Annotated in this window: 24 protein-coding genes; 9 read left to right on the top strand and 15 right to left on the bottom strand. The window is 52.5% G+C overall.

Going from position 1 to position 25,238, the window contains the following annotated elements; genetic code table 11:
- Nucleotides 1–22 precede the first annotated feature (22 nt).
- Nucleotides 23–2,173 (bottom strand): pyruvate/proton symporter BtsT, encoded by a 2,151-nt coding sequence (gene btsT / locus KI228_RS18660; RefSeq protein WP_042321961.1) that lies wholly within the window; start codon nt 2,171–2,173, stop codon nt 23–25.
- Between the two features lie 296 nt (nt 2,174–2,469).
- On the opposite strand from btsT, the gene KI228_RS18655 reads away from it, so the two are divergent.
- Complete coding sequence (locus KI228_RS18655) at nt 2,470–3,477, top strand: Ldh family oxidoreductase (RefSeq protein WP_061069594.1); 1,008 nt, start codon at nt 2,470–2,472, stop codon at nt 3,475–3,477.
- A gap of 165 nt (nt 3,478–3,642) precedes the next feature.
- Nucleotides 3,643–5,307: a methyl-accepting chemotaxis protein gene (tsr, locus tag KI228_RS18650; RefSeq protein ID WP_042999311.1), complete on the top strand. Its 1,665-nt coding sequence runs from the start codon at nt 3,643–3,645 to the stop codon at nt 5,305–5,307.
- Here tsr and KI228_RS18645 read toward each other — a convergent pair.
- From KI228_RS18645 to KI228_RS18625, 5 genes are all read right to left on the bottom strand, one after another.
- Nucleotides 5,304–5,819: a GNAT family N-acetyltransferase gene (locus tag KI228_RS18645; protein WP_042999312.1), complete on the bottom strand. Its 516-nt coding sequence runs from the start codon at nt 5,817–5,819 to the stop codon at nt 5,304–5,306. The two genes, tsr and KI228_RS18645, sit on opposite strands and share 4 nt — an antisense overlap.
- Before the next feature lie 98 nt (nt 5,820–5,917).
- Nucleotides 5,918–7,189, bottom strand: coding sequence for a TRAP transporter large permease (locus KI228_RS18640; protein WP_044253891.1), 1,272 nt, complete (start codon nt 7,187–7,189; stop codon nt 5,918–5,920).
- The gene (locus tag KI228_RS18635) at nt 7,186–7,659 is read right to left on the bottom strand and encodes a TRAP transporter small permease (RefSeq protein WP_042999314.1); all 474 of its coding nucleotides are present in this window, start codon (nt 7,657–7,659) and stop codon (nt 7,186–7,188) included. The genes KI228_RS18640 and KI228_RS18635 overlap by 4 nt, the downstream gene beginning before the upstream one ends.
- Nucleotides 7,660–7,725: 66 nt before the next feature.
- Nucleotides 7,726–8,697 (bottom strand): C4-dicarboxylate TRAP transporter substrate-binding protein, encoded by a 972-nt coding sequence (locus KI228_RS18630; protein ID WP_042999315.1) that lies wholly within the window; start codon nt 8,695–8,697, stop codon nt 7,726–7,728.
- Between the two features lie 171 nt (nt 8,698–8,868).
- Nucleotides 8,869–9,774, bottom strand: a complete 906-nt coding sequence (locus KI228_RS18625; RefSeq protein WP_042999316.1) for a GntR family transcriptional regulator — start codon at nt 9,772–9,774, stop codon at nt 8,869–8,871.
- A 139-nt stretch (nt 9,775–9,913) separates the two neighbouring features.
- Between KI228_RS18625 and KI228_RS18620 the strand changes: the two genes are divergently transcribed.
- A complete protein-coding gene (locus tag KI228_RS18620; RefSeq protein WP_061069595.1) occupies nt 9,914–10,936 on the top strand; it encodes a zinc-binding alcohol dehydrogenase family protein in 1,023 nt (340 codons plus the stop codon).
- Nucleotides 10,937–10,993: 57 nt separating this feature from the next.
- Here the strand turns inward: KI228_RS18620 and opgB are convergent, their stop codons facing one another.
- From opgB to KI228_RS18590, 6 genes are all read right to left on the bottom strand, one after another.
- On the bottom strand, nt 10,994–13,285 hold the full coding sequence (gene opgB / locus KI228_RS18615) for a phosphatidylglycerol--membrane-oligosaccharide glycerophosphotransferase (protein WP_061069596.1): 2,292 nt from the start codon (nt 13,283–13,285) through the stop codon (nt 10,994–10,996).
- Nucleotides 13,286–13,557: 272 nt separating this feature from the next.
- Entirely contained in the window at nt 13,558–14,049 is a 492-nt protein-coding gene (locus KI228_RS18610) for a YjjA family protein (RefSeq protein WP_042999319.1), read from the bottom strand.
- A 60-nt stretch (nt 14,050–14,109) separates the two neighbouring features.
- Nucleotides 14,110–14,847, bottom strand: a complete 738-nt coding sequence (gene dnaC, locus KI228_RS18605) for a replicative helicase loader DnaC (protein ID WP_042321989.1) — start codon at nt 14,845–14,847, stop codon at nt 14,110–14,112.
- A 2-nt stretch (nt 14,848–14,849) separates the two neighbouring features.
- Entirely contained in the window at nt 14,850–15,389 is a 540-nt protein-coding gene (dnaT, locus tag KI228_RS18600; protein ID WP_042999320.1) for a primosomal protein DnaT, read from the bottom strand.
- 96 nt (nt 15,390–15,485) lie between these two features.
- Nucleotides 15,486–15,959 carry a threonine/serine exporter gene (locus KI228_RS18595; RefSeq protein ID WP_042999321.1) on the bottom strand — a complete coding sequence of 158 codons (474 nt, stop codon included), beginning with the start codon at nt 15,957–15,959 and terminating at the stop codon, nt 15,486–15,488.
- On the bottom strand, nt 15,950–16,726 hold the full coding sequence (locus KI228_RS18590; RefSeq protein WP_042999322.1) for a threonine/serine exporter family protein: 777 nt from the start codon (nt 16,724–16,726) through the stop codon (nt 15,950–15,952). The genes KI228_RS18595 and KI228_RS18590 overlap by 10 nt, the downstream gene beginning before the upstream one ends.
- 295 nt (nt 16,727–17,021) lie before the next feature.
- On the opposite strand from KI228_RS18590, the gene pobA reads away from it, so the two are divergent.
- From pobA to bglJ, 4 genes are all read left to right on the top strand, one after another.
- Entirely contained in the window at nt 17,022–18,209 is a 1,188-nt protein-coding gene (gene pobA, locus KI228_RS18585) for a 4-hydroxybenzoate 3-monooxygenase (protein ID WP_044328939.1), read from the top strand.
- Nucleotides 18,210–18,221: 12 nt separating this feature from the next.
- Nucleotides 18,222–19,097 (top strand): helix-turn-helix domain-containing protein, encoded by an 876-nt coding sequence (locus tag KI228_RS18580; protein ID WP_042999324.1) that lies wholly within the window; start codon nt 18,222–18,224, stop codon nt 19,095–19,097.
- 274 nt (nt 19,098–19,371) lie between these two features.
- Nucleotides 19,372–20,094 carry a helix-turn-helix transcriptional regulator gene (locus KI228_RS18575; protein WP_042999325.1) on the top strand — a complete coding sequence of 241 codons (723 nt, stop codon included), beginning with the start codon at nt 19,372–19,374 and terminating at the stop codon, nt 20,092–20,094.
- A complete protein-coding gene (gene bglJ / locus KI228_RS18570; RefSeq protein ID WP_054176773.1) occupies nt 20,055–20,687 on the top strand; it encodes a DNA-binding transcriptional activator BglJ in 633 nt (210 codons plus the stop codon). Before KI228_RS18575 ends, bglJ begins: the two co-directional genes overlap by 40 nt.
- Nucleotides 20,688–20,713: 26 nt before the next feature.
- On the opposite strand, the gene KI228_RS18565 is transcribed toward bglJ, so the two are convergent.
- Entirely contained in the window at nt 20,714–21,172 is a 459-nt protein-coding gene (locus KI228_RS18565) for a YbaK/EbsC family protein (RefSeq protein WP_061069597.1), read from the bottom strand.
- Between the two features lie 235 nt (nt 21,173–21,407).
- Between KI228_RS18565 and KI228_RS18560 the strand changes: the two genes are divergently transcribed.
- Complete coding sequence (locus tag KI228_RS18560; RefSeq protein WP_044264447.1) at nt 21,408–22,754, top strand: PTS sugar transporter subunit IIC; 1,347 nt, start codon at nt 21,408–21,410, stop codon at nt 22,752–22,754.
- Nucleotides 22,755–22,782: 28 nt separating this feature from the next.
- On the opposite strand, the gene fhuF is transcribed toward KI228_RS18560, so the two are convergent.
- Nucleotides 22,783–23,571: a siderophore-iron reductase FhuF gene (gene fhuF / locus KI228_RS18555; RefSeq protein WP_042999329.1), complete on the bottom strand. Its 789-nt coding sequence runs from the start codon at nt 23,569–23,571 to the stop codon at nt 22,783–22,785.
- A gap of 112 nt (nt 23,572–23,683) precedes the next feature.
- A complete protein-coding gene (locus KI228_RS18550; protein WP_042999330.1) occupies nt 23,684–24,748 on the bottom strand; it encodes a GGDEF domain-containing protein in 1,065 nt (354 codons plus the stop codon).
- A 244-nt stretch (nt 24,749–24,992) separates the two neighbouring features.
- Here KI228_RS18550 and KI228_RS18545 point away from each other — a divergent pair, with 244 nt between their 5' ends.
- Entirely contained in the window at nt 24,993–25,229 is a 237-nt protein-coding gene (locus KI228_RS18545) for a DUF1435 domain-containing protein (RefSeq protein ID WP_081097260.1), read from the top strand.
- The last annotated feature ends 9 nt before the right edge of the window (nt 25,230–25,238 follow it).

The following is a 25,238-nucleotide window of genomic DNA, read 5'->3' as shown; positions in this document are numbered from 1 at the left end:
CGAAGCGTTACCCGGCATCAGCTTAGTGATGTGAAGAGGTCTTCACGCCGCCTTCAGGAATCGGAACGTACGGTGTTTCTTTATCGGTACGCTTGTCGACGTTGCGCACATTCATCCAGGTTTTGAAACCATAGAAGATGATGCTGTACACCACCACCAGGAACAGAATACTCAGGCCGGCGTTGGTGTAGTTGTTCACAACGATGTGATTCATGTTAGCAATCTGTTGTGCGGTCAGTTCGCCGCCGTTGGCAATCTTCTCTTTGTACTGGTTAGCCATGTAGAAGAAGCCTTCCATCTGCGGGTTGGAGCTGAACAGTTTCAGGCCCAGCGCCCAGGTGGTGCAGATCAGCAGCCATACTGCCGGGATAACGGTCACCCAGATGTATTTGGTGCGCTGCATTTTAATCAGTACCACGGTACCCAGAACCAGCGCCACGGCTGCCAGCATCTGGTTAGAGATACCGAACAGAGGCCACAGGCTCTTCACGCCGCCCAGCGGATCGACCACGCCCTGATACAGCAGGTAACCCCACAGACCCACGCAGCCCGCCGTACCGATGATACCGGCAACCAGAGAGTCGGTTTTCTTCAGGAACGGAACGAAGTTACCCAGCAGGTCTTGCAACATAAAGCGACCAGAACGGGTACCGGCATCCAGCGCGGTCAGGATGAACAGCGCTTCAAACAGAATACCGAAGTGGTACCAGAAGCCCATGTCCGCCATCGGCAACACTTTGTGGAACACGTGCGCGATACCTACCGCCAGCGTCGGTGCACCACCAGCACGGTTCAGAACGGACGGTTCGCCGATGTCTTTCGCCGTTTGCAGGATCTGCTCTGGCGAAATCACGAAGCCCCAGGAACTGACGGTTGCCGCCGCATGCGCGGTCACGTCTTTCAACTGTGCCATAATCAGCGGCGCGTTCTCACCCCCCATTTCATGCAGGTTCGGCATGGTAATGCCCAGGCCTGCCGGCGGGGTGTTCATCGCAAAGTAGAGGCCCGGTTCGATAATGGACGCCGCAACCAGCGCCATGATCGCCACGAAGGATTCCATCAGCATCGCGCCGTAACCGATGAAGCGGGCGTCTGTTTCACAGGCCAGCAGTTTCGGCGTGGTACCGGAAGAGATCAGGGCGTGGAAGCCAGAGACCGCACCACAGGCGATGGTAATGAACAGGAACGGGAACAGCGCACCTTTCCACAGCGGACCGGTACCATCGATGTACTGGGTCATGGCCGGCATTTTCAGCTCTGGGTTGAGGATCACGATACCCAGCGCCAGGCCGACGATCACGCCGATTTTCAGGAAGGTGGCCAGATAGTCGCGTGGAGCGAGGATCAGCCATACTGGCAGCAGTGCAGAAACGAACGCATAGCCGATCAGTGCAAAGGTAATGGTGGTGTCTTTAAAGGTCAGCGCCGGGCCCCAGTACGGGTCGTGAGCAATCACGCCGCCGAAGTAAATAGACGCGACCAGCAGAACAATACCAATCACCGACACTTCACCCACACGCCCCGGACGCAGGAAGCGCATGTAGATCCCCATGAACAGCGCGATAGGTACGGTGGAGCAAACGGTGAAGACCCCCCACGGGCTTTCTGCCAGCGCTTTTACGACGATCAGCGCCAGTACCGCGAGGATGATGATCATAATTAAGAAGCAGCCAAACAGGGCAATGGTCCCCGGCACGGAGCCCATCTCTTCTTTAATCATCTCGCCAAGCGACGCGCCGTTACGGCGAGAAGAGATAAACAGCACCATGAAGTCCTGGACCGCACCCGCCAGCACCACACCCGCCAACAGCCACAGGGTACCAGGCAGGTAACCCATCTGCGCTGCCAGAACCGGACCGACCAGCGGACCAGCGCCCGCGATTGCGGCAAAGTGGTGTCCGAACAGGACATAGCGGTTGGTCGGAACGTAGTTCAGGCCATCGTTATTGATGACCGCAGGTGTCGAACGTGTAGGGTCGAGCTTCATCACCTTCTGGGCGATGTACAGGCTGTAGTAGCGGTAAGCCACCAGATATACCGACACGGAAGCGACCACGATCCACAGGGCGCTGACGTGTTCACCCCGGCGTAAGGCGACAACCGAGAGGCAGAATGCCCCGATGATCCCGAGGATCACCCAGGGTATGTGCTTGAATATCTTTTTCGTATCCATAGTAAAACCTGGTTTTATAAGATGAATAATTGGCCGAAGCCGTTTGGTTTGGGTTGCGTTTGAAGAGGTAATTTGACTGCTATGTTGGTGACGATCTTGCCAGAGAGTCGCGCGTGTAAAGTAAGGTAAATAAGTGAGCGGTCAAATGGTGAGTTAAGCGGTCAGAAGTGTCAGTAAGCGGTAAAGAGGATCGCCGGGCGGTAAATATTATGTGACTGAGATCACAAAGAAAAATCCGCCAACGAAGGGTGAATACCGACTACGCTTATTGCCGACAACATCATAAGGAGAACAACATGGAAACAGTAAACCTCACTTTATCTGAGGCTTACACGCTGGCGCGTGAGGTGCTGAGCAGCAACGGCTTTAGCGCGGAACATGCGGATGCTATCGCGCGCAATGTGACGGCGGGCGAGCGCGACGGCTGCGTGTCTCACGGGTTATGGCGCTTGCTGGGGATCGTCGAGACCCTGCGTAAAGGAAAAGTCTCCGCTGATGCCCGTCCGCAGATTTTCGATCAGGCGCCCGCTATCGTCAAAGCAGATGCTGGCGGCGCGTTCTCGCTGGTGGCCTATGAACAGGCGCTGCCGTTGCTCATCAGTAAAGCCAGCGCATGCGGAATTGCGGCGCTGGCGATCAACCGCTGCGTTCACTTTTCCGCATTATTTGCAGATATTGAACCTCTGACGGACGCCGGACTGGTGGGCTACGCCTGTACGCCAAGTCACGCCTGGGTCGCACCGTCAGGCGGTACGCGTCCGCTGTTTGGCACTAATCCCATCGCGTTTGGCTGGCCGCGCAAAGGCAAACCGCCTTACATTTTTGATATGGCGACCAGCGCGGCGGCGCGCGGCGAGATCCAGTTGCATCTGCGAGCTGGAAAAGCGATTCCGGAAGGGTGGGGTATCGACAGCGAAGGGCGACCGTCAACCGATCCGCAGGCGGTATTAAATGGCGCGATGCTGACCTTTGGCGGACACAAGGGCTCGGCGTTTGCGGCAATGGTTGAACTGCTGGCAGGGCCGCTCATCGGTGATATGACCAGTGCGGAATCGCTGGCCTGGGATGAGGGGGCAGGCGGTCTGCCATACGGCGGCGAGCTGATTCTGGCACTTGACCCGTCCCGGTTCCTCGGGGATGAGGCGCATCATCATCTGGATCGCGCCGAAACCCTGTTTGCCGCAATGCAAGAGCAAGGCGCACGCTTACCAGGAGAAAGACGCTTCAGTTCGCGTGAGAAATCGTTGCTGGAAGGGGTGACGATTACCCGTTCCCTGTTTGAGGACATTTCCGCACTGAGATAAGGCAGAACGGGCGAGGCATCCTCGCCTGATTCCCGTTCGGGTAGAGGGTAATCGCATTTTTTGCCAGTTAATTGAACAAATTTCCTGTGATACCCCTCGCGATTGCATAAAGTTTTCTCGTTCCAGGCCGACAACCAGAGTATCTGTCTAGCGGAAAGAGAAAACATGTTAAAACGTATCAAGATTGTGACCAGCTTATTGCTGGTTCTGGCTTTATTTGGCCTTTTACAACTCACTTCGGGCGGTTTGTTCTTTAACGCATTGAAAAATGACAAAGAGAATTTCACCGTTCTGCAAACTATTCGCCAGCAGCAGTCTACGCTGAACGGCAGTTGGGTGGCTCTGCTGCAAACGCGTAACACCCTTAACCGTGCGGGTATCCGCTACATGATGGATCAGAACAATATCGGCAGCGGCGCGACCGTTGCGGAGCTGATGCAGATTGCCAGCGCCTCTTTGAAACAGGCGGAGAAAAACTGGGCGGACTATGAAGCGTTACCGCGTGACCCACGTCAAAGTGAAGCGGCATCGGCGGAAATTAAACGCAATTACGATATCTATCACAACGCGTTAGCCGAACTGATCCAGTTGCTGGGGGCCGGGAAAATCAACGAGTTTTTCGATCAGCCAACCCAGGGGTATCAGGATGGTTTTGAGAAGCAGTATGTGAACTACTTGCAACAGAACGACCGTCTGTATGACCTGGCGGTAGAGGACAACAACAGCTCTTACAGCCAGGCGATGTGGGTTCTGGGCAGCGTGTTGTTAGCGGTGCTGGTGGTCATTATTGCCGTCTGGTTTGGCATCAAACTGTCGCTGATCGCGCCAATGAACCGCCTGATCGCGAGCATTCGTCACATTGCCAGCGGCGATCTGGTGAAGCGGATTGATGTAGAAGGCACCAATGAAATGGGCCAACTGGCGGAAAGCCTGCGCCACATGCAGGGTGAACTGGTGCGTACCGTGGGCGATGTGCGTAACGGCGCGAACGCCATTTACAGCGGCGCCAGCGAAATCGCGATGGGTAACAACGATCTCTCTTCCCGTACCGAGCAGCAGGCGGCCTCTCTGGAAGAGACGGCGGCGAGCATGGAAGAGTTGACGGCGACCGTTAAGCAGAACGCCGAAAACGCCCGTCAGGCCAGCCATCTGGCGCTGAGCGCGTCCGAAACGGCGCAAAAAGGCGGAAAAGTGGTGGATAACGTGGTGCAAACCATGCGCGATATCGCCTCCAGTTCACAGAAAATTGCTGACATTATCAGCGTGATCGACGGCATTGCCTTCCAGACCAACATTCTGGCGCTGAACGCAGCGGTCGAAGCGGCACGTGCAGGTGAACAGGGACGCGGCTTTGCGGTGGTTGCCGGTGAAGTACGTAACCTCGCGCAGCGCAGTGCGCAGGCAGCGCGCGAGATCAAGAGCCTGATTGAAGACTCCGTGAGCCGTGTTGACGTCGGTTCTACGCTGGTAGAAAGCGCCGGTGAAACCATGGATGAGATTGTGAATGCGGTAACCCGCGTGACCGACATCATGGGCGAAATCGCGTCGGCTTCCGATGAGCAAAGCCGTGGGATTGACCAGGTCGGTCTGGCCGTGGCGGAAATGGATCGCGTAACTCAGCAGAACGCCTCGCTGGTGGAAGAGTCAGCCGCCGCCGCTGCGGCGCTGGAAGAGCAGGCCAGCCGTCTGACGCAGGCCGTCGCCGTGTTTCGTATCCAGCAGGAACAGCAGCGTGCGCGTGACGTTGCCAGCGTGAAGTCCGTTTCCACAACGGTTCAACCGCGTAAAGCCGCTGTAGCGGAAACCGGGGATAACTGGGAAACGTTTTAATTAAGCATCAGGCGCATGGCACAACGCGATTCAAAAGGGATGCCATGCGCCGTTTCTTCCTCTCGCTTCTGGCGTAATGCCGCCGGCAACGCGTTCTCTTCCAGTATTTCAAATCCCAGATGTTGATACAGCGGTGCGTTCCAGGCAACATGGCGAAACGTGGTGAGCGTCAGGGAGGTAAAGCCCTGCTCACACGCCCATTGCGCGACGGTGTTGATTAACTGGCGGCCAATGCCTTTACCCTGCCACGCCAGATGCAGCGAAAATTCGGCAATATACAGCGACGTCTCCATCGCTTCGCCCAGCAGAAATCCAACGGGCCGATCGTCAACCAGCGCCAGCCAACTCAATCCTTTAGCGGCATATTCACGGTGCAGTTCCGCACTAACAATGTGATCGTCCGCGATCCATGCCAGCGCAGGCACCGTTAAAAAACGCTGTCCTGCTGAGCGTTCAATCGCAGGCAGAACGGCAGCGTCTGCCAGTGTAGTGGGGCGAACCGTAATGTGCATAACGATACCGGGAATAAGGTGACAATGAGGGCAGTATAACGCGCTGTCCGGTCACAGGGAAAAGTCCCCGCGAGCGGGGACACTATGGGATTAACAGGTTAGACGAGAAATAACGAAATAGCCGGTATGTAGGTCACCAACATCAGCATGAGTAACAAGGTACCCAGTAACGGTAGAGACTGGCGGAAAAACTGACCGACGGAAACCTGCGTAATATTGCAGACCAGTAACATGACGGTGCCAACCGGCGGCGTGAAGGCGCCAATAGAAAGGTTGAAAATCATGATGATACCGAAGTGTACCGGGTCGATTCCAAAATGCGCCACGACAGGTTTAAGCAAGGGAACCAGAATCAGCAGAATGGCATTCCCTTCAAGAAACATCCCCAGTGTTAGCAAAAGAATATTGATAATTAACAGGAATATGTATTTGTTTTCTGTCAGCGTCGTGACAAAGTTCGCCACCGCGACGCCAGCATGTTCCATTGAGAAGATCCAACCGAGCGCGGCACTTGCCATGATGACTAACATGACCGATGCCGTTGCCCGTGCCGTTTCTCCCAGCGCTTTCACGACATGGCCGAGAGTCATTTGACGATAAATGAAGAAACCGATAATCAACACAATGAGTACCGCTGCCGCACCGGCTTCTGTTGGGGTGAAGATGTTGGCGCGAATCCCCCCGACGACGGCAAAAATCAAAAACAGAGCGGGCCATGCCTGCCCAAGCGAGAAGAGCGCTTCCTTACCGGTAGGCCAGGTGTCGCGTGAGGGCTTAGCGTTGGTTTTACGGGCAACCAGATAAACCGTAAACATTAACAACACCGCACAGAGCAGGCCCGGAATCAGACCAGCCATGAACATTTTCCCGATGGAGACGTCTGCCACCAGCCCATAAATAATCAGGGCAATTCCCGGTGGGATAATCGGGGTGACAAGCGATCCCCCGGCGGTGATCGCCGCTGCAAAGGCGCGGTTGTAGCCTTTACGCTCCATCTCGGGGACCATCATGCGTGACAGCATCGCTGCGTCGGCCAGGTTTGAGGCGCTGACCCCTCCCATCATGGTACTGACCAGAATATTAGCGACACCGAGTCCACCCCGCATTTTACCGACCAGAATATTCGCCACCTGCAGGATACGTTCTGCAATACCGGTATAACTCATCAGCGTACCCAACAAGATAAAGAAGGGTATTGCCAGCAGGGATGGGCTTTGGGTTGGCGCAATCAACCGCTGAACCGCAATTTCAATCGGAACCGTGGAAAAGAAGAGGAAATAGGCAATAATGCCGATAAACATTGCCAGATAAACACGAATATTCAGAAATAAGCACACGATCATTAGTGGAATAATTAATAACCAGCTCATTGTTTTTCCTCACCGACATCGGCCTGTTTAACGTCATTAATTAACCAGTAGAGCGTGTACGCTGCCGTTGCCAGGGTACCGACCGGAACGGCGACATCAATCCAGAACCAGGACACTTTTAAGATTTGCGTGACCTTGTACTGCGCCATTTCCGCCAGTCGATAACCCAGCCAGGCCATATAAACCAGCAATCCGATGGACAGCACGGCAACCAGCGAGGCAATAATGCGTTTGATTTTATGCGGGAGCATATCGACGACAAAAGGAATCGTCAGATGCGCCCGGTCGCGCTCAGCCACCACGCCCCCCAACATCACTACCCAAATCATCAGCAGTCCGGACATTTCCTCGGTCCATTGAATGGGCTGTCCGACAAAATAGCGCATGAATACGGCGGCAATGGTCATTATCACCAGGATAAACAGTGCCAGTGCTGCGCTCAGTTCTACAAGCTTGCCAAAGAAACGCATTAATCCTCCTTCAGAGAGTCGCCCTGGCCTTGAGAGAAAAAGGTTTAGGGCGATCTGGGCCTGTATTTATTGCAGTTGCTGTTGAATGGTTTCATACAAACCCGGCGTCCACTCAGGGAATTGCGTGTACACGTCGCGAGCTTTCTGGCGGAATGCTTCAGTATCCGGGTAAATTACTTCGACGCCTTCCGCTTCCATGGCCTTCAGCATTTCGGCGTCGCGTTCAATCGTTAATTTTTGGCTATAGAGACCCGCTTCATAACCCGTTGAGTGAATCAATTCCAGCTGCTCAGGAGAGAGCGTACTGAAAAAGGCTTCGCCACCAATCCATACCGAGGTGTTGGTCAGGTAATTGACCATCGACAGATATTTCGCCTGCTCAAACAATTTTTGCCCTTGCAGAACAGAAATCGGGTTTTCAACGCCATCAATAACGCCCTGAGTCAGTGCAGGGTAAACTTCACCCAGCGGCATAGGGGTTGGCGTGGCGCCCATTGCCTGAATGGCTTTAATTTGCATGACGTTATTTGGTACGCGGATTTTCATCCCCGCCAGATCTTCCACTTTGCGAATCGGTTTTTTAGAAATAATCTGACGGGTGCCGTACAGATAATTGTTCATCACCACATGAATCCCTTTTTTCTTCAGGTCTTCATTTTTTTGACGGAACCAGTCGCTCTCATAGATTTTGAAGAGTTTTTGCGGATCGTCAGTCAGATAAGGTCCAAACAAAATACCTAAATCAGGTTCATAATCGGCAAGGAAAGCCACGTCGGTGAGCGTGATGACGTTCATTCCCATCATGGCTTGTTCAGTCACATCTTGTTTTGACCCTAGCTGTGAGCTGGGATAGAGAACCAGGGTTATTTCTCCATTACTTTTTTTATTCAGAATGTCAGCCCAGTAGCGCATCACCACATCTAATGGCTCACCTGGATTATTCTCATATGCGACTTTAATAGAAAGCGGTTTAGCCTGAATGGTGAATGGCAGAAAAAAAGTACAAACAGTAATCAGCACGGCTATTATCTTGTTCATTTTCTACTTGCTCCCAGGGGTCAACGAATAAAACCAACTTTTTTACTGGCGAAAAAATTCAGAGTGAATCCTGCCTAATCAGAAAGTAAGCAGAAAGTCATCATGGTGCTGTATGTGTTGTATGAAATCGTGCTCTTGCTAAAGGTTTGTTGTTTTTAATGTGTTTTTAATTTACTCGTTTTCTTGTCGAATAGAGCGAATCATCGATTGCTTCGCCGTATTCAGGTGGTTACGCAGTGCAAGGAGCGCATCGAGATCGCTGCGGCAAATCAGCGCGCTGAGGATGGTCATGTGCTCATCAATGGCGATGATATTGCGTTGTTTAAGATCGCGCTCATCCCACTGGTAATGGAAATGGAAGATTACTGAAATAATCTCAAGTGATTGATTGAAAAATATATTATCGGCAGCGGAGAGCAGCAGTGCGTGAAAATCACGGTCCAGCAGGGAGAACATACGGAAGTCGCTGCCGACGCTGTCGCGCAGCGTACGGTGGCGTTCCAGCAGCATTTTGGCCTGCAGCCAGCGCGGATCGTCATCCGGCAGATTGAGAAAATGCTGTAGCGCATGGGTTTCCAGCATCTCACGCAGCTCAAAAAGCTGTTCTGCATAGGACTGATCGAACTTTTTCATGCTCCATTGGCCGCGTTTCTCGCTCTGGATGAGATCGTAACGTCCAAATTTTAAAAGGTATTCTCGTACCACCACCGGGCTGACCCCAGCCGCTCTGGCCAGTTGAAGTTCAGAGAACGTCTCGCCAGCGCGAAGCTGGCGTTGGTTAATCATCGTATAAAACGCCTGCTCAAAAATACGGTTCTGCTCGGCCATGGAGGCGGTGGTACAGGCAAAACCATCATCATGTTCGGGGCTTCGGGTAATGACGTGGTCGTTGCCGACCAGAGTCAGCACGCCGCACTCGCTGAGGTGGTTCAGCATGTGGCGCACGGTGGTACGGCTGATGTTGTACATCTCAGCTAAGGCGCTTTGCGACGGCAACGGTGAAGGAAGGTGGCCGCGCGCCATATCATCGATCACCTGGTTAATAACATTGTGACGTAAATTTTGCGAACGGCTCATCGGGATCTCCTTTTGACTGCATTAAAACCCGATTTAAAACATTTTAATGCGCAGAGTTTCACAAATTAGCTTTCTCGTTACGCGGCTATTTCTATTTTCATCAATATCTGAAGCAACAAAGAAACAGGAGCGCATAACGATGTCCACAATGAATATGTTGATTTGCCAGGAACCCAAAAAATTAATTCATGAGAAACGCGAAATTCCAATTCCGGATAAACAGGAAGCGCTAATTAAAATTAAGTCTGTCGGTATTTGCGGAACCGATATTCATGCCTGGGGAGGTAATCAACCTTTTTTTAGTTATCCGCGCGTGCTAGGCCATGAAATATGTGGGGATATTGTGACGCTCGGCGAGAAGGTGACGCAGTTTAAAGTGGGTCAACAGGTAGCGGTGATCCCGTATGTCGCCTGTCAGCAGTGTCCGGCGTGCCTGGGAGGACGAACGAACTGCTGCGAGAAGATCTCGGTGATCGGCGTGCATCAGGACGGGGGGTTTAGCGAGTATCTCAGCGTGCCGGCGACCAATCTGCTGTTGGCGGAGGGGATTGATCCTCAGGCTGCGGCGTTGATCGAGCCTTACGCGATTAGCGCGCATGCGGTACGCCGTGCCGCTATCGCCCCCGGTGAGCAGGTATTGGTCGTTGGAGCCGGACCGATTGGGATCGGCGCGGCGGCCATTGCCAAAGCAGAAGGGGCGCAGGTGGTGGTGGCCGATACCAGCGCTGCACGTCGCGAACACGTTGCTTCTCGTCTTGACCTGCCGGTAGTGGATCCCTCTGCGGCAGATTTTGAGGCTCAACTGCGCGCGCTGTTTGGCGGTTCACTGGCGCAGAAAGTGCTCGATGCGACGGGGAACCCGCATGCCATGAACAATAGCGTTAACTTGATCCGCCACGGCGGCACCATCGTTTTTGTCGGGCTGTTTAAAGGCGACTTGCAGTTCTCTGACCCGGAATTTCACAAGAAAGAGACCACCATGATGGGCAGTCGTAACGCCACGCCGGAGGATTTTGCGAAAGTGGGACGACTGATGGCAGAAGGCAAACTGAGCGCTGAAATGATGCTTACGCATCGCTATCCGTTCAGCCAGCTTGCGGAGATCTTCGAACAGGATGTGATTAACAACCGGACGTTGATCAAAGGAGTGATTACGTTCTGACGATTGCCATGCAGCGCCCGGAGTGGTGTTGGGCGCTGTTTTTTTTATTGTCAGTGGTCAGCCCTGAGCGCTGACCACTTTGATTTCAACCATTCCGATCCCCAGCTTACGCGGTGAGTGACCGAGGATGTTGCCTTCGTTGGTCGGGACCGGATCGGGCGGGACAATCACCAGCGTATCGGCCTCTGTCGGGTTGTCGAAATGCAGCGTGGTGGTGGTGACATCGTGACCTAGCACCAGCGTCTGCTCTTCCTTGCCTACGCGCACCGGAATGGGGCGATTCGCATTGTCGCCGAAGGCTTTCGCGGTGATCACCAGATCGAATTTTTTCGGCAGCGGCTGTTTGTACTCGATCTTCACTTCTTCTGCCAGTTGCGCGTTAGACCAGCGTCCCCAGGATTCCGGACGAGAAATCCCGCTGAACTGCTTCACCTCTTCCGGCGCGCCTGCCACGTTGAAGATAAAGCTGTCGGCTTTATAGCGGATGTCGTTGTCGACAATTTTCAGGGTATCGACGTTGCCTTTATAGCGTTCCATGTCGATCATTGTGTCTTTAAAGGCCGTCCTACCTTTCCACTGCGCTTTATCAACATGCTGGACGATTTGCTCGCCGCCAAGCTGCCCCTGCGAGACACACCAGTCGGTTGAGAGCGCCAGTTCCGGTGACCACAACTGGCCCATCTTGTAGCAGCGATCGACCCAGACGAAGTTATCGCGTGGGGCAAAGTCGGCAAGCTGGTAGCGCAGCGGAGCGGAGTATTCACTTTCCGGCAGTGGCTCGACGCGCTTATCCGACACCCGCAGCAGCAGCGGCAGACGGAAATGGCTGCCGGAGAAGGCGATCATATTTTTATCCCGGTCGACGGTGAAATCTTTCATCTCTTTCGGGAAGTTCCACAGGCGAATGATGTCCGGCTTCATGGCGAGGATCTTTTCTTTGCTGTTGAGGAACACTTCCGACATCGACTGACCTGACAGGCTACTACGCCCCAGGCCAATAAAGTTATCGCCGCCGAGAATATCCAGCACCGTGGCGCCGTTATCCATGGTGTTACGTTTGACCGCCAGCGTCTCCTGCTGAGGCTTGTCGCCACGAATCACGAAAAACAGATTGTTGCGGTCCTGTTTGTTCAGGTATTTCCATGCGCTGTTGTTCATCGCCAGATGGTCCGAAGAGACCACGATCACCGTATCTTTAAACCACGGTGATGCTTTGATTTTATTGATAAATGCCGCGATATTTTCCTGGCTACAGCTGACGGCGCTAAAAGACTGGTTAGGTTTACCGTCGAAATCATAGCGTTTTCGCTGACAGGCACGTGAGATAAAGCCATCCGGATGATGGGTATCAACGGTCAGGGTAAACAACGAAAAACGCTGGCCGGAACGGGAGAGCTCTTCGAACTTCTTCCACGCTTCATCCAGTACCGTATCGTCATAGAAGCCCCAGTCATTGCGGTAATTCGGATCGGCGACGACGCTTTTTAACTCTTCGGCGCCATACAGATAATCGAAGCCGTGGGACTTCAGGAACACGTCTTTCCCGGCAAAACGCAGGTTTGCCCCTTGCACAAAGTGGTTTTGATAGCCGGAGTTTTTCAGGATATCCCCGAGGCAGATATTTTGCGGGAAGAAGCTGGAGACTGACGCTGACGCGTTGCCTTCAAACGGCGCGAACAGGGGAATACCGCACTGGGAAGCGACCATTCCGGCGATGGTGTAGTCTGTACCCGGTAACTGCTGGGTGTGGCTGAAATCCATACCTTCGTTTTTCAACGCGCCGAGTTCCGGGGTGAGTTCCGGGAAGGCCTCATTGTCGAAATAGGTACGCTCTAGGCTTTCACCGTAGATGTACACCAGATTCAGTTTCGGGTTGGGGATGCTTTTCGCCGGTTCTTTATAGTAGGCCGCGAAATCGGGATCGCCCTCTCGGGTCTGGGATTTAACCAGTTCGCTGATCTGACGAAATGCCGGGCTGGCATCGACGGAGCCCAGCGCCAACAGCAGTGCCAGCAGGCTGTAACCAAAATGGTGGGGATGATGGCGACGACGACGCAGCACCCAGCCCAGCGTGCCAAAGACCGCCACGAGCGCTAATGCAATGCCGATGCCCGGCAGAATGTATTTGCCGACACCGGCCCCTGTCAGACTGTTCGTCAACGTGTAGAGTACGGCATCGTTAATTCCATCACCGGTGAAATAGTCGCTGGCGAAAAGCGTGATATTCAGAATCACAAAAAGTCCCAGCACCGTCAGGGTAGCGATAAACCACCAGGTGTTGCGACCCGCTTTGCAGGCATAAATCAATACAGAGGCAAGAAACAGCGCGATGGAGAGTAACTCAGACAACGGACGATCCTCACAAATAGCCTTGTGATTAGGCTTTAAACCAGGCCTTCGACTGGCAGATTAGCGTTTACAGAAAGTACAATGTAATGGGGTTGTCACTTAGCTGCAATTCTAGTGACATTTAATTACCTTGTTATTCAGAATTGGTTTAGAAAGAGGCTTTTTTGATCGCCGTCACTTCCCGCCATGCCTGGGATGAGCATGAAAGAAGGGCGAAAAGGGGGGAGAAGCGCCGCGACTGGCGGAAAACGACCAAAACGCGGCGTCGGGGATCAGGAAATAAAGTTCATACCCTGTTTGAGTACCAGGTCGCAGGCTTTGGTTTTCACCTTTTCTGCGAGCGGCGTGCTGCCGATATTGTTCAGGTTAAGCTGCTGACCGTCTTTGGTATTGAGCAGACCCTGAATGCCGTCCAGATAGTTGGTGTCCTGCTTTTGCTCGGTAGCGCCGAGGCCAAGCTTATCCAGTACCTGATTTTTCACATTTTCCGCATCGGTAACGGACGCCAGCTTCTGCTTCGCGCAGTATTGCAAAATCCCGGCGGCGTTATTCATATTGTTCGCACTCAGCGCCTGGTTGCCGCCGTTCAGCAGGCTGGTCAGGGAAGAGAGCGAGGTGCCGCTTTGCGATGAGGTGGTACTCTGCTTGCTCAGTTCGCTGGCGGCGCTGGAGAGCGAGTCTTGCCAGGAGGCGGCGAAAGTATTGGCGGCGAAGCAGGCACTGGCCGCGATTACGCAGCACAGCAAACGTTTTGTCGTTTTCATTGTGATTACTCGTGTATAAACCCTGGTCGGAGTATAGCGCCGCTCAGTCTAAGAATGGTCTTAATACTCTTTGCCGGTTACCCGACTGCGAAAACTGTCCCAGTTGAAGATCACCCACAGGCTATTGCCCAGTCGCATGCGATCCATCACGCGTTCACCCAGCAGTTTGGTCATTTCTTCCATGTTACTGTTAGTGAGCATGCCGGTCGGGCGTTTTGAAGAGGAACGACGATCGACGATCTGGTTGATGATCACCTTTTCATAGCGCGATTCGGTTTGCACGCCGATCTCATCAATGACCAGCAGATCAACATTGCTCAAATCGTTGAGCAACTGCTCTTCACTGGTTTGGCGATTGCTGAACGTCTCTTTCATCGCCGACATGATGTCCGCCACGGTGATTATCAGTACCGACTTTCCGCGCAGCAGCAGCTCGTTGCAGATTGCCGCGGCGAGGTGGTTTTTCCCCGTCCCCGGTTTGCCGGAGAAGATAAAACTGGCGATGTTGCCATCGAACTCTTCCACGTACTGACGAGCTTTGCTTAGCGCATTCATCTGGCCTTCGCATTCCACATGATAGTTATCGAACGAGCAGTTTTGATGTAACGGACGGATGCCGGAACGGTTGAAAGTGCGCTGCATTTTCATCGCCCGATTTTCGCGAGCCAGTGCGGCGGCGCGAATTTCGCCTTGCTCTTTCTGCCATGCCAGTAGTTCTTCACCCGTTTTAAACGCCGGTTCGATATGGGCGGGCATCATTTTTTGCAGACGTTTCATCAGATCGCCAACGTTTTTCATGGTTAACCTCTAAAGCCCGGTGGAATTTGGTTATCTGGTTCGCTGACCGTATTCACATCACGTTTCGGCAAACCGCCGTTGCTCGCGCGGCCGATCTGGACGCTGCGCGCCAGTTTTTGTTGCCACTGCACGTGATGAAACACTTTGCCTTCCGCTTGCCAGTAGGCGACGAACGAGGCCAGCTCTTCGGTGGTGACCGGCTCTCTTAACGCCACGCCCCACAGTGCGGCCTGACGCTGAAAGTCGGCATCCGGCTGCCAGGCGGGATACATGGCGAATTTCCCCAGCGGTACGGCGACCGGCACCGGTTGCGGTTCTTCATAAAATTGTGCATCCAGCGTCACATCGCTCCCAGGACGGGCGAGCTTTTCTTCGAGCGCCAGCAGTTGCGCCAGGCGTGCGGGGGTCAGCGCATAAAAGGCCGGAGCGTTATTGGCAAACACCGCCACCGCACCAGCTTCAGACTTCGCCAGCACCGTCTGGTGATCGTGTAATAAGGCGTCAATACCAATGACGTCCGGGGTCAAAATTCTGGATGACATAACGTTTCTCAATACCGACTACAACCGAGAAGGGACACTGCTTCTATAGTAACACACCGATGAGGAGGAGCGGCAGGGATGCGCCTGCCGCGGCGATTAAACGCGTGGGCGTTTTCGGTAGAGCCACAGGCCGGGCACGGAGAGTCCGATCGAAAGCGCGCCCACAATCGACGAGGCTTTCAGGAAATTGGTCAGCAGCGTAATCATCAACGGTTCGCTGTAGCCGAAGTGGCCGATTTTCACCGCAGAGATCATTGCCGTGTAGGCTGAAATTCCGGGGAACATCGGGATCACCGCCGCAACGGTAAACACTTTGGGATGCGCCAGATACCAGCGCGACCATTGGATGCCGATGCTGCCGACAAGCAGCGAGGCAACAAACGTTGACCATTCAATATTAAACCCGGCGGTCATCATCACCATACGCGAACCGTGACCGAGCGCACCGAGCAGCGCGCACCAGGGCAGGGCGCGGTGGGGGACGTTAAAGACCATCGCAAACCCCAGTGCCGGGATCGCGGAAAGCAGCATGTCCTGCATCAGCGCGAGAATGAAATCGATTATACCCATCCGCGAAGCCCCCAAAGTGTCAGCGCCATGACCACGCCCACGCAGGTTGCGAGCGTCAGCAAGCTGGCGATCGCCCAGCGCGCCAGGCCGGTATTGATGTGTCCTTTAAACATATCCGCCACCGCGTTGATCAGCGGAAAACCGGGAACCAGCAGCAGGACGCTGGCGGCCATCGCCACCGTGGGCGTCTGGCTAAAGGCGGGAAGGTGTAACATCAGACCGGAAATGGTGGTCGCGACAAAAGCCGTGACGCAAAAGTTGATCTGTGGATGCAAATGGCGATGCGCCAGGATTTGACGAATATACATCGCCACCATGCTGGCAAAAAAGGTAATCACCGCGCCGTCCCAACCGCCGTTATTCAGCTTACAGAAGCAGGCGCAGGAGAGACCGACCATCAACGCGACCAGCCAGCGCGGATAGCGCAGGGGCCTGACCTGGCTGAAACGTTTCTCGACGCCTTTGTAATCCAGCAGCTTATGTTCGGCGAGAATGACGATGTGCTGAACCTCAGTGACCACATGCATATTAATGCCGCGATCCTGGTTTTTTCGCGTGGAGGTCAGGCATTGCCCATCTTTAATAGTGGTCAGAACGATAGCATTGGAGGAGATAGCGCTTTCGACGCTGTCCATCCCCAATGCCAGCCCAAGTCGGGTAGAGAGTTCATCAACCAACGCGCTCTCCGCGCCGTGTTGCAGTAAAAAAAGCCCACACTGAATGCATAACCGTGTAACCGTTCGCTGTAATGACTGCTCTTCTTGCATGACTCGCCCTGGCTGAAAAGACGCGTTACGTACTGTCGAATGACGAAAGACATCTTTGTATCACGAAGTGCGCGTTTTTTGGCTCCGGCTGAGATCAATCTTTCTGTTGAAAAAAGAACCCGCTCTACGGCGGTCGGAATTTGAACTGCGCCACAGTTTTGCTAAATCGGTGAAAAGTGCAATTTTTAACCGCATTTAGCCCTTCTTTTTCTGTGTCTGCTTATCAAAAATGCAATTTGAAACTTTTATTCAACATTGATTAAACAAATAATCAACGATGCAGATGAGGAATGTGATGAAAACTCAGGTCGCAATTATTGGGGCAGGACCTTCCGGCCTGCTACTGGGACAATTACTGCATAAGGTGGGGATCCGCACACTCATCATTGAACGTCAGACGCCGGAGTATGTGCTGGGGCGCATCCGGGCGGGGATCCTCGAGAGTGGGACGGTTTCGCTTTTGCGGGAAGCTGGTGTGGCGCAGCGCATGGACAGCGAAGGTCTCGTACATCATGGCGTTGAGTTTATTTTTGATGGCAAACGCATTCCCGTCGCGCTGAGTGAATTGACCGGCGGCAAAAGCGTGATGGTCTACGGACAAACGGAAGTCACACGGGACCTGATGCAAGCGCGTAGCGACTGTGGTGCGCCTACGATTTATGGCGTTCAGCAGGTAGACATTCACGATGCTAAAAGTGACCGTCCTTTTGTCACGTTTGAGAAAGAAGGGGAGAAGTGCCGCATTGAGTGCGACTTCATTGCCGGGTGTGATGGATTCCACGGCGTTTCCCGACAAAGTATTCCGCGTGATGTCATTCGCGAATACGAAAGCATCTGGCCGTTTGGTTGGCTGGGGCTGCTGGCCGATACGCCGCCAGTCAATCCGGAGTTGATTTATGCGCATCATGAGCGCGGATTTGTACTTTGTAGTCAGCGCTCACTAACACGAAGTCGCTACTATTTGCAGGTCCCGCTCAGCGAGCAGGTGGACTCCTGGAGCGATGAGCGTTTCTGGGGCGAGCTGAAACGGCGTCTGCCTGATGAACTGGCCATGAAGTTAGTGACTGGTCACTCACTTGAAAAGAGTATCGCACCATTACGTAGCTACGTGGTGGAACCGATGCAATATGGCAAGCTCTTTCTGGTTGGTGATGCGGCGCATATCGTGCCGCCGACCGGTGCAAAGGGACTGAATCTGGCTGCGTCCGATGTGAATTATTTATGGCGTATTTTGACGCAGTACTATCAGTACGGGCGTAACGACCTGCTGGCGACCTATTCCCGACTGGCCCTGAACCGGGTATGGAAGGGGGAGCGTTTCAGCTGGTTTATGACCCATCTGCTGCATGATTTTCAGGGAAAGAGCGATTTTGATCGCAAGATGCAGGAGGCGGACCGTCAGTACTATCTGGGCTCGCAAGCGGGACTGACGACAATCGCGGAGAACTATGTCGGACTGCCTTACGAAAAGATTGGTGAGTAATGAGGAAAAATGATGCCACCGGCTGACATTGTCCCTGTTTTTAAATTGTATGGTGAACACCAGGGATGGCCCACTCCCGACCTGCTGCACTGCGAATCAATTCATCAGCGCAGCAGTTTATATGAGTGGCATATTCGGGTGCATCAGCATGCGGAGATCGTCCAGTTGCTCTACTTGCATCGGGGGGAGGCAACGATTGAAATCGAGGGGCAGACGACGGTGATGCGTGATGCCTGTATTCAGGTCGTCCCTGCGCTTTGTGTCCACGGTTTTCGCTTTTCCCCCGGGACGCAAGGTTACGTTCTTTCTCTGGCGTTACCGCTGATTGGCCGCCTGGAGTCTCAGTTCCCACAGCCGTTGTCATTGCTCACTACCCCTCAGTGCGTGCCGGTGGCTCAGTCTCGCAGCCACATCCGCACGTTGTTTTCCGCCTTGCAGAGGGAGTATCAGACGGATAACGAGGCGCGGGAAATGATGCTGTTTTCATTGCTGAGCGCGCTGCTGGTCTGGCTTCGTCGGCAGCGTCTGCCGGTTCAGCCACCGAATGACACCCTGGCGCGCCGGCGTAGCGCAATACGCCTTTTTGCCCGGCAGATTGAGAGCCACTATCGCGAACATCTTCCCCTGGCAGAATACGCGCATCGAATCGGGCTTTCCGCAAATTACCTGAATCAGTTATGCCGTGAATTTCATCATTGCAGTGCATTAAGCGTTTTGCATCAGCGGTTGATGCTCGAAGCCAAACGTAGCCTGCAATATACCAGCATGACGGTAAGCCAGATCTCCGACTATCTGGGATTCAGCGATGTTACCTATTTTTCCCGCTTCTTTAAAAAACACGCCGCGTTGTCTCCGAAGGCATACCGGGAATATATTAAGAATAAATAGCTTGTCCAAATTTGGATAAATAAAAAATTCATATATAAAATAAGAATGTTTAATATCCTGTTCTGGAATGCGACGTATCTATCGACAATATCGACTTGTATTATACCCCGTGATAGTTGTATAACCGCATTTTACGGAATTAACGTTAAAACACCAGGGATAAACAATTCATATTGTCTATTGTTTTGTTTTTTGTATTGCATAATTGTATGTGTTAATTCAAATGCGATTCATTAATAACAGAAAGATAAAAGCATATGAATATGGAGGATATATGTTGCCAGGATGCTGCAAAAACGGAATTGTCATCAGTAAAGTTCCCGTGATACAAGCGGGACTCCACGGGGTTATGCAACTGCATTTCCCGGAGTATGAACTCACCATCTGTAGTGTCGTAGAAGAACTCACGCCACTACAACTGCGTCGGACGGAATTGGTGATCGTGGATTTAACCGGTGACTGCCATCACCCGCGCACTGTCTGCGAGCGATTCTACGCACTTCTTTCTCAATACCGTGATATCCACTGGGTTTTCATGGTGTCGCGCGCGTATTACGCGCAGGCGGTCGAATTGTTGATGCGCCCCTCCAGTACGCTGCTGTCTGATGTCGAACCGATTGAGAGTCTGGTAAGTACTATCCGCTCGGGACACAGCAGCCCTGACCGAATCAGCAAAATGCTGTTGTCACCCCCAGAATTAGAACCTCTGGAATTTGGTTCTCACGCCATTCTTTTAACGCTATCAGAGCGAAAAGTACTGCGCCTGCTGGGGAAAGGTTGGGGGATTAATCAGATTGCGGCATTACTTAAAAAAAGTAACAAAACCATCAGCGCCCAAAAAAATAGCGCGATGCGCCGATTATCAATACACAGCAATGCGGAAATGTACGCATGGATTAACAGTTCTCAGGGAGCCAGGGAGCTGAATTTACCTTCAGTATATGGAGAGACAGCAGAATGGAAAATAGAAACTGTACGCGAAATGTCGCACTCATAGAAAAATGTGTTATGAGTGGTATTGGTATTCAGAGTTTATTTAACGCAACGTTTGATAGCCAATATAAATTACACCTCTATTTGACGCTGGATGATTTTCAACAGGCGATGGGTACGACTGCTTTTTCTGCCATTATTTTCTCTCTCTCCTCGATCAGAAAAGACAGGCGGGTGGGGTTGATGAGTCTGATCGAACTGGCTGAAAATTATCCCGGCATGCGTCGCCTGGTGATCGCGGATGATGATGTTGAAGCGCGTTTAATCAACGCACTGTCGCCCTTACCGTTGGATGGCGTACTGAGCAAAGCCGCTTCGCTCCCCGCGCTGCAGGAGGCGTTATTTACTGCGCTAGGCGGTACGCGGCGGATCAGCGAAAGTAACAGCAATCTCTGGTATCTCAATCAGAGTCGTATGCTGAGCCCGACAGAGCGTGAGATTTTGCGCTTCATGTCCTGCGGTTATTCAATGCCGCAAATCGCGACAGAACTGGCGCGAAATATTAAAACCATCCGGGCGCACAAGTTTAATGTGATGTCGAAACTGGGCGTCAATTCTGACGCCAGTTTACTGCATGCGGCGGATATTCTGCTTTAATCGCCGCGAAAGCAAAGGGTTGATGTTTACTGGCACACATCAACCCAGGTGGCGGAAGTCAGCTCAGCCATGCGCTCTGGCGTAATACGCACTGCGCTATGAGTGGCACCGGCGGCCGGAAGGACTTCGGTGAACGATCGTAAAGAGACGTCACAATAAACAGGCAACGGGGTTTCCAGCCCGAAAGGACAAACCCCGCCAATGGGATGTCCCGTCGCGTTGACGACTTCATCACTGCTCAGCATACGGGCTTTGGCACCGAAAGTGCTTTTGAGTTTTTTATTGTCCAGTCTTGCATCGCCTTTGGCGACGACCAGGATGATGGCGTCCTTAACCTTCAACGAAAGGGTCTTCGCTATCTGTCCGGGCTGTACGTTATGCGCTTTTGCCGCCAGCTCAACCGTCGCGGTGCTTTGATTTAATTCAATGATTTCAATATCCTGGGCATGTTCGGCTAAAAATTGCCGTACCGATTGCAGACTCATTTGATTCTCCTGACACCATTTCTACAGTCCTCAACGCTTCAGAAAACTGCTGGCGTAATTTGGCATAAGTCTTCCAGTACTGTAAATATTTTAATGTAACAAACCAGCAACATGGGCGATTTTTCGATCCTCTTCACATTCACGGAAACCGGTTACCGTAACCGGTTGCAGTCCTCGAAAGAGCGATTAATACTGGAGCTGTCACTTCCTCTGTATCACATAAAAAGAGCCACTTATGAAATCTACCAACCATGCAGTCTTTAATGTGATTTTCCGGTTTGTTGAAAACTATGTCAGCCCGATTGCCGGGCGCATTTCTTCACAGCGTCATGTTATGGCTATCCGTGACGGCTTTATCTCTGCGATGCCATTTATGATTGTCGGATCGTTTCTGTTGGTATTTGCCTATCCTCCGTTTTCACCCGATACCACCTGGGGCTTTGCCCGGACCTGGCTGGATCTGGCGAAGCAGTTTGAAGGGCAGATCCTGACCCCCTTTGATATGACCATGGGGATCATGTCGATCTACATCTGTGCCGCCATTGCCTATAACCTGGGCAAACATTACGTCAAGTCATATCAGTTGGACCCGTTCATGTGCGCCATGCTCTCTATCATGGCGTTCTTACTGGTCGCCGCGCCTAAAACAAAAGGCACTCTGCCGGTGGACAGCCTCGGCGGAACGGGGATTTTTACGGCGATTCTGGTGGCGCTTTACTGCGTAGAAATGATGCGCTTTCTGAAAGCGCATAACATCGGCATTCGTTTACCCGATCAGGTCCCGCCGATGATCAAAAACTCATTCGATCTGCTGATCCCGGTGCTGGTGGTGGTGTTGACATTGTACCCACTCAGCCTGCTGATTCAGGCACAGTTTGACATGCTCATCCCACAAGCCATTATGTCCATCTTCAAACCGCTGGTATCCGCTGCCGATTCTCTGCCAGCGATTTTACTGGCGGTACTGATTGGTCATCTGTTGTGGTTTGCCGGTATTCATGGTGCGGCGATCGTCTCCGGGATGCTGCAAATGTTCTGGCTGACCAACCTGGGTATGAACCAGACAGCGCTGGCGCAGGGGGCAGCGTTACCGCATATTTTCATGGAGGCGTTCTGGACGTTCTTCATCGTGATTGGCGGGTCGGGTGCGACGATGGGGCTGGTGATTTGCTATCTGCGCAGTCGTTCCGTACATCTGCGCTCAATTGGCCGGCTGAGCGTAGTACCCAGTATCTTTAACATCAACGAGCCGGTGATTTTCGGTACGCCAATTGTTATGAATCCGGTGTTCTTTATTCCTTTCCTGTTAGCGCCGATGGTGAACGCCGTGCTGGCATGGGCGGCGATGAAACTGGATCTGATTGGTCGTGTAATTTCGGTTGTGCCATGGACTGCGCCAGCGCCAGTCGGAGCCGCGTGGGCATTAGGCTGGGATTATCGTGCTGCAATTCTGGTGGTGCTTCTGGCAATCGTTTCAGCCGTCATCTACTTCCCGTTCTTTAAAGTGTACGAGAAGCAACTGCTGGAACAAGAGGCGGAAGAGGCACAACGTTCAGACGCGGAAAACGAGCAGATTGCGTAGTTATCATCAGGGGGCGAACGCTCCCTGACTACTTCAGCGTACAGTCACCACACTGCTGAACGTCCGGCAGACGATAACGCTGACAGCATGTTCTGCGTACCAAGACGCCTTCACGAGGGACGACCGTACGCCAGAGCGGGTTGTCAGCCCCACAGGACAACTGCTTTTCAAAGAAGCAGGTCTGGCGCAGCGTATTCAACAATGTTTCACCCAGCAGCGGTTTCATTTCAGTGAGATACCAGTTAATCAGATAGCCGGTATTGCTCCAGATAAGTTTGCCGTTGATCTCTCCGGTCGCCTCTAGTGCCTGGATGACCGGCGTCAGCGCCTGCTTAACCAGCGTTTCCATGCGTGCCTGCGGGGATTGCGTTGTCGCCAGTTGATCCTGATGTACGTCGATCCAGAAGCACGCAGCACGCCCGGTTTCGTGAAACTCAACGTGGATATGTTCGGGCGAGACATCAATGGCTGTTTCCTGCGTGAGCAGGGCTAGCATGAGGGGAGGTACCATCAGACCGATGTACCACTGCGCCCACAGCGAGATTAGCGGCTTATTTTCGCGCGACTGCGTGGGATGGTTGCGATAAATATGATCGGAGTAAATTGCCAGCAGAGACTGAAGCTCGCTGGGGCGACACCATTGTGCCAGCGTCATCGCACTTTGTGGTGCGGGTTCATCCAGACGGATAAAATCCAGCAGATGCTCACGCGTCTGGGCTATGGTTGCGCGTACGGCTTCGGCCAGCGAGGGCATCTGTGGCTGGAGATGCGTTCGCCAGATGACATCGTCAATGATCGGTGCGGAACGATAGGCCATAGTCTGGATAGTAATCTAAATGATAATGATTGCCAATCCTAACGATAGCGATAACCGATAGCAAGATCTTTGTCAGCTGACGTTTAACGGCGCACGAATGCGTCATCGTGCGTCAGGCGATACCCGGATCGTCACTGACTAAAATATGGTTACGGCCCAAATCCTTAGCTTTATAGAGCGCCTGATCGGCATGAAGAATGGCTCCTTCGACATCGCTCCCCACCAGAGGCGCAATACCGATACTGATCGTGACGTGAGTTGCGACGCTTTCATTGAACATATGGGGAATTTTGAGATCGTAAACATTCTGTCGGATACGTTCCGCTACCGTGCGGGCGGTTTGTGGGTCGATCGCCGTCAATAACACCATAAACTCTTCCCCCCCAAACCGGGCGACGACATCACGTGAACGCACAGCGTTGCGGATCGCAGCAGAAACGCGGATCAGCGCCTGATCGCCCATCATATGCCCATAGTGATCGTTGTAGGCTTTGAAATGGTCGATGTCGATCAGTAAAACGTAATGTTCATGCGTGTCGAGTTCCAGCACGGCTTTCAGCTTATGCTGGAGTCCCCGCCGATTGTACAGACCCGTTAATGGGTCAAGCATGCTCAGGTCAGTCAGTGTCTCTTTTTCGGCGAGCAGTTTGAACATCAGTTGCTGGGCGAAGTCGTCATAGCGCTTTTGAATCACATGCTGAATCGCGATACCGGCCATGGGCAGGGCCATAAAAAAGAGTAACTGCAGGCCATGTTCGTGGCCGTTTAGCCATAAACAGACGAATAAGGATGGCAGCGAATGAAGGGTGAAAGCGATGATATTATTGGCAAAAGCAATTGAGCCAATAAATAACACCGTTAGCAGTGCAACCAGTAAAAAAGAATAGTCAGGATTCTGCTGAGCCAGGTATTTCAGCGTAATGTGCGCTGCCCATAACCCACCAAAGAGTAGCGAGATAGCATGGAGATTAATCCGCTTCTTCGCATACTTTACATGCCATGTCAGTAACGCAGTGCTCAGCACAAGGATGAGAGATCCTGGTGTGGAGATGGTTTTACTGGGAAAGATCGGAAAGGCTACGGCAAACAACGCGGAAACAGCGTTGAGAAACAAAAAGAGTCGCAGAGAGAGTTGGTATTTTTTCGTGCGCAGAGTTTGCCAGGATTGTGCAGTCATATCTTAACGTCATTATTTATCTAACAATTACACTGTTCAGGTCACACAAATAATGGGCGAGAAGATGCTCGCTTAAGTTCAGATTATTGTGTCTCTATGTTTACCGCTGTGCAATTTATCACCTTAAATAATTCGTGTCATCATTACTTAAGTAAAGCTCATGTAAGTGGTCTATGGATTACTGACAAATGAGAAAATTTATCATATGATATTGGTTATCATTATTGGTATGAGAGGTGAAACCATGTTGCAACGGGCGCTGGGCAGTGGATGGGGAGTCTTGCTGCCGGGGATCTTGATTGCCGGGCTGGCGTTTGCCGATCTTTCTCTCGGGGCATGGAAGACCATTATTGTATTCGGGTTACTGCTGACACCAGCTATGCTTTATCACAAACATTTGCGGCACTTTGTATTGTTACCATCATGTGTTGTGTTGATCGGCGGAATGATGCTGGTGATGATGAACTGGAATCAGGGATGAATTTTGGAG

Origin of the sequence: Citrobacter amalonaticus, assembly GCF_018323885.1 — a bacterium.
Lineage (GTDB): Bacteria > Pseudomonadota > Gammaproteobacteria > Enterobacterales > Enterobacteriaceae > Citrobacter_A > Citrobacter_A amalonaticus.
This window is presented reverse-complemented; position numbering and strand designations above follow the sequence as displayed.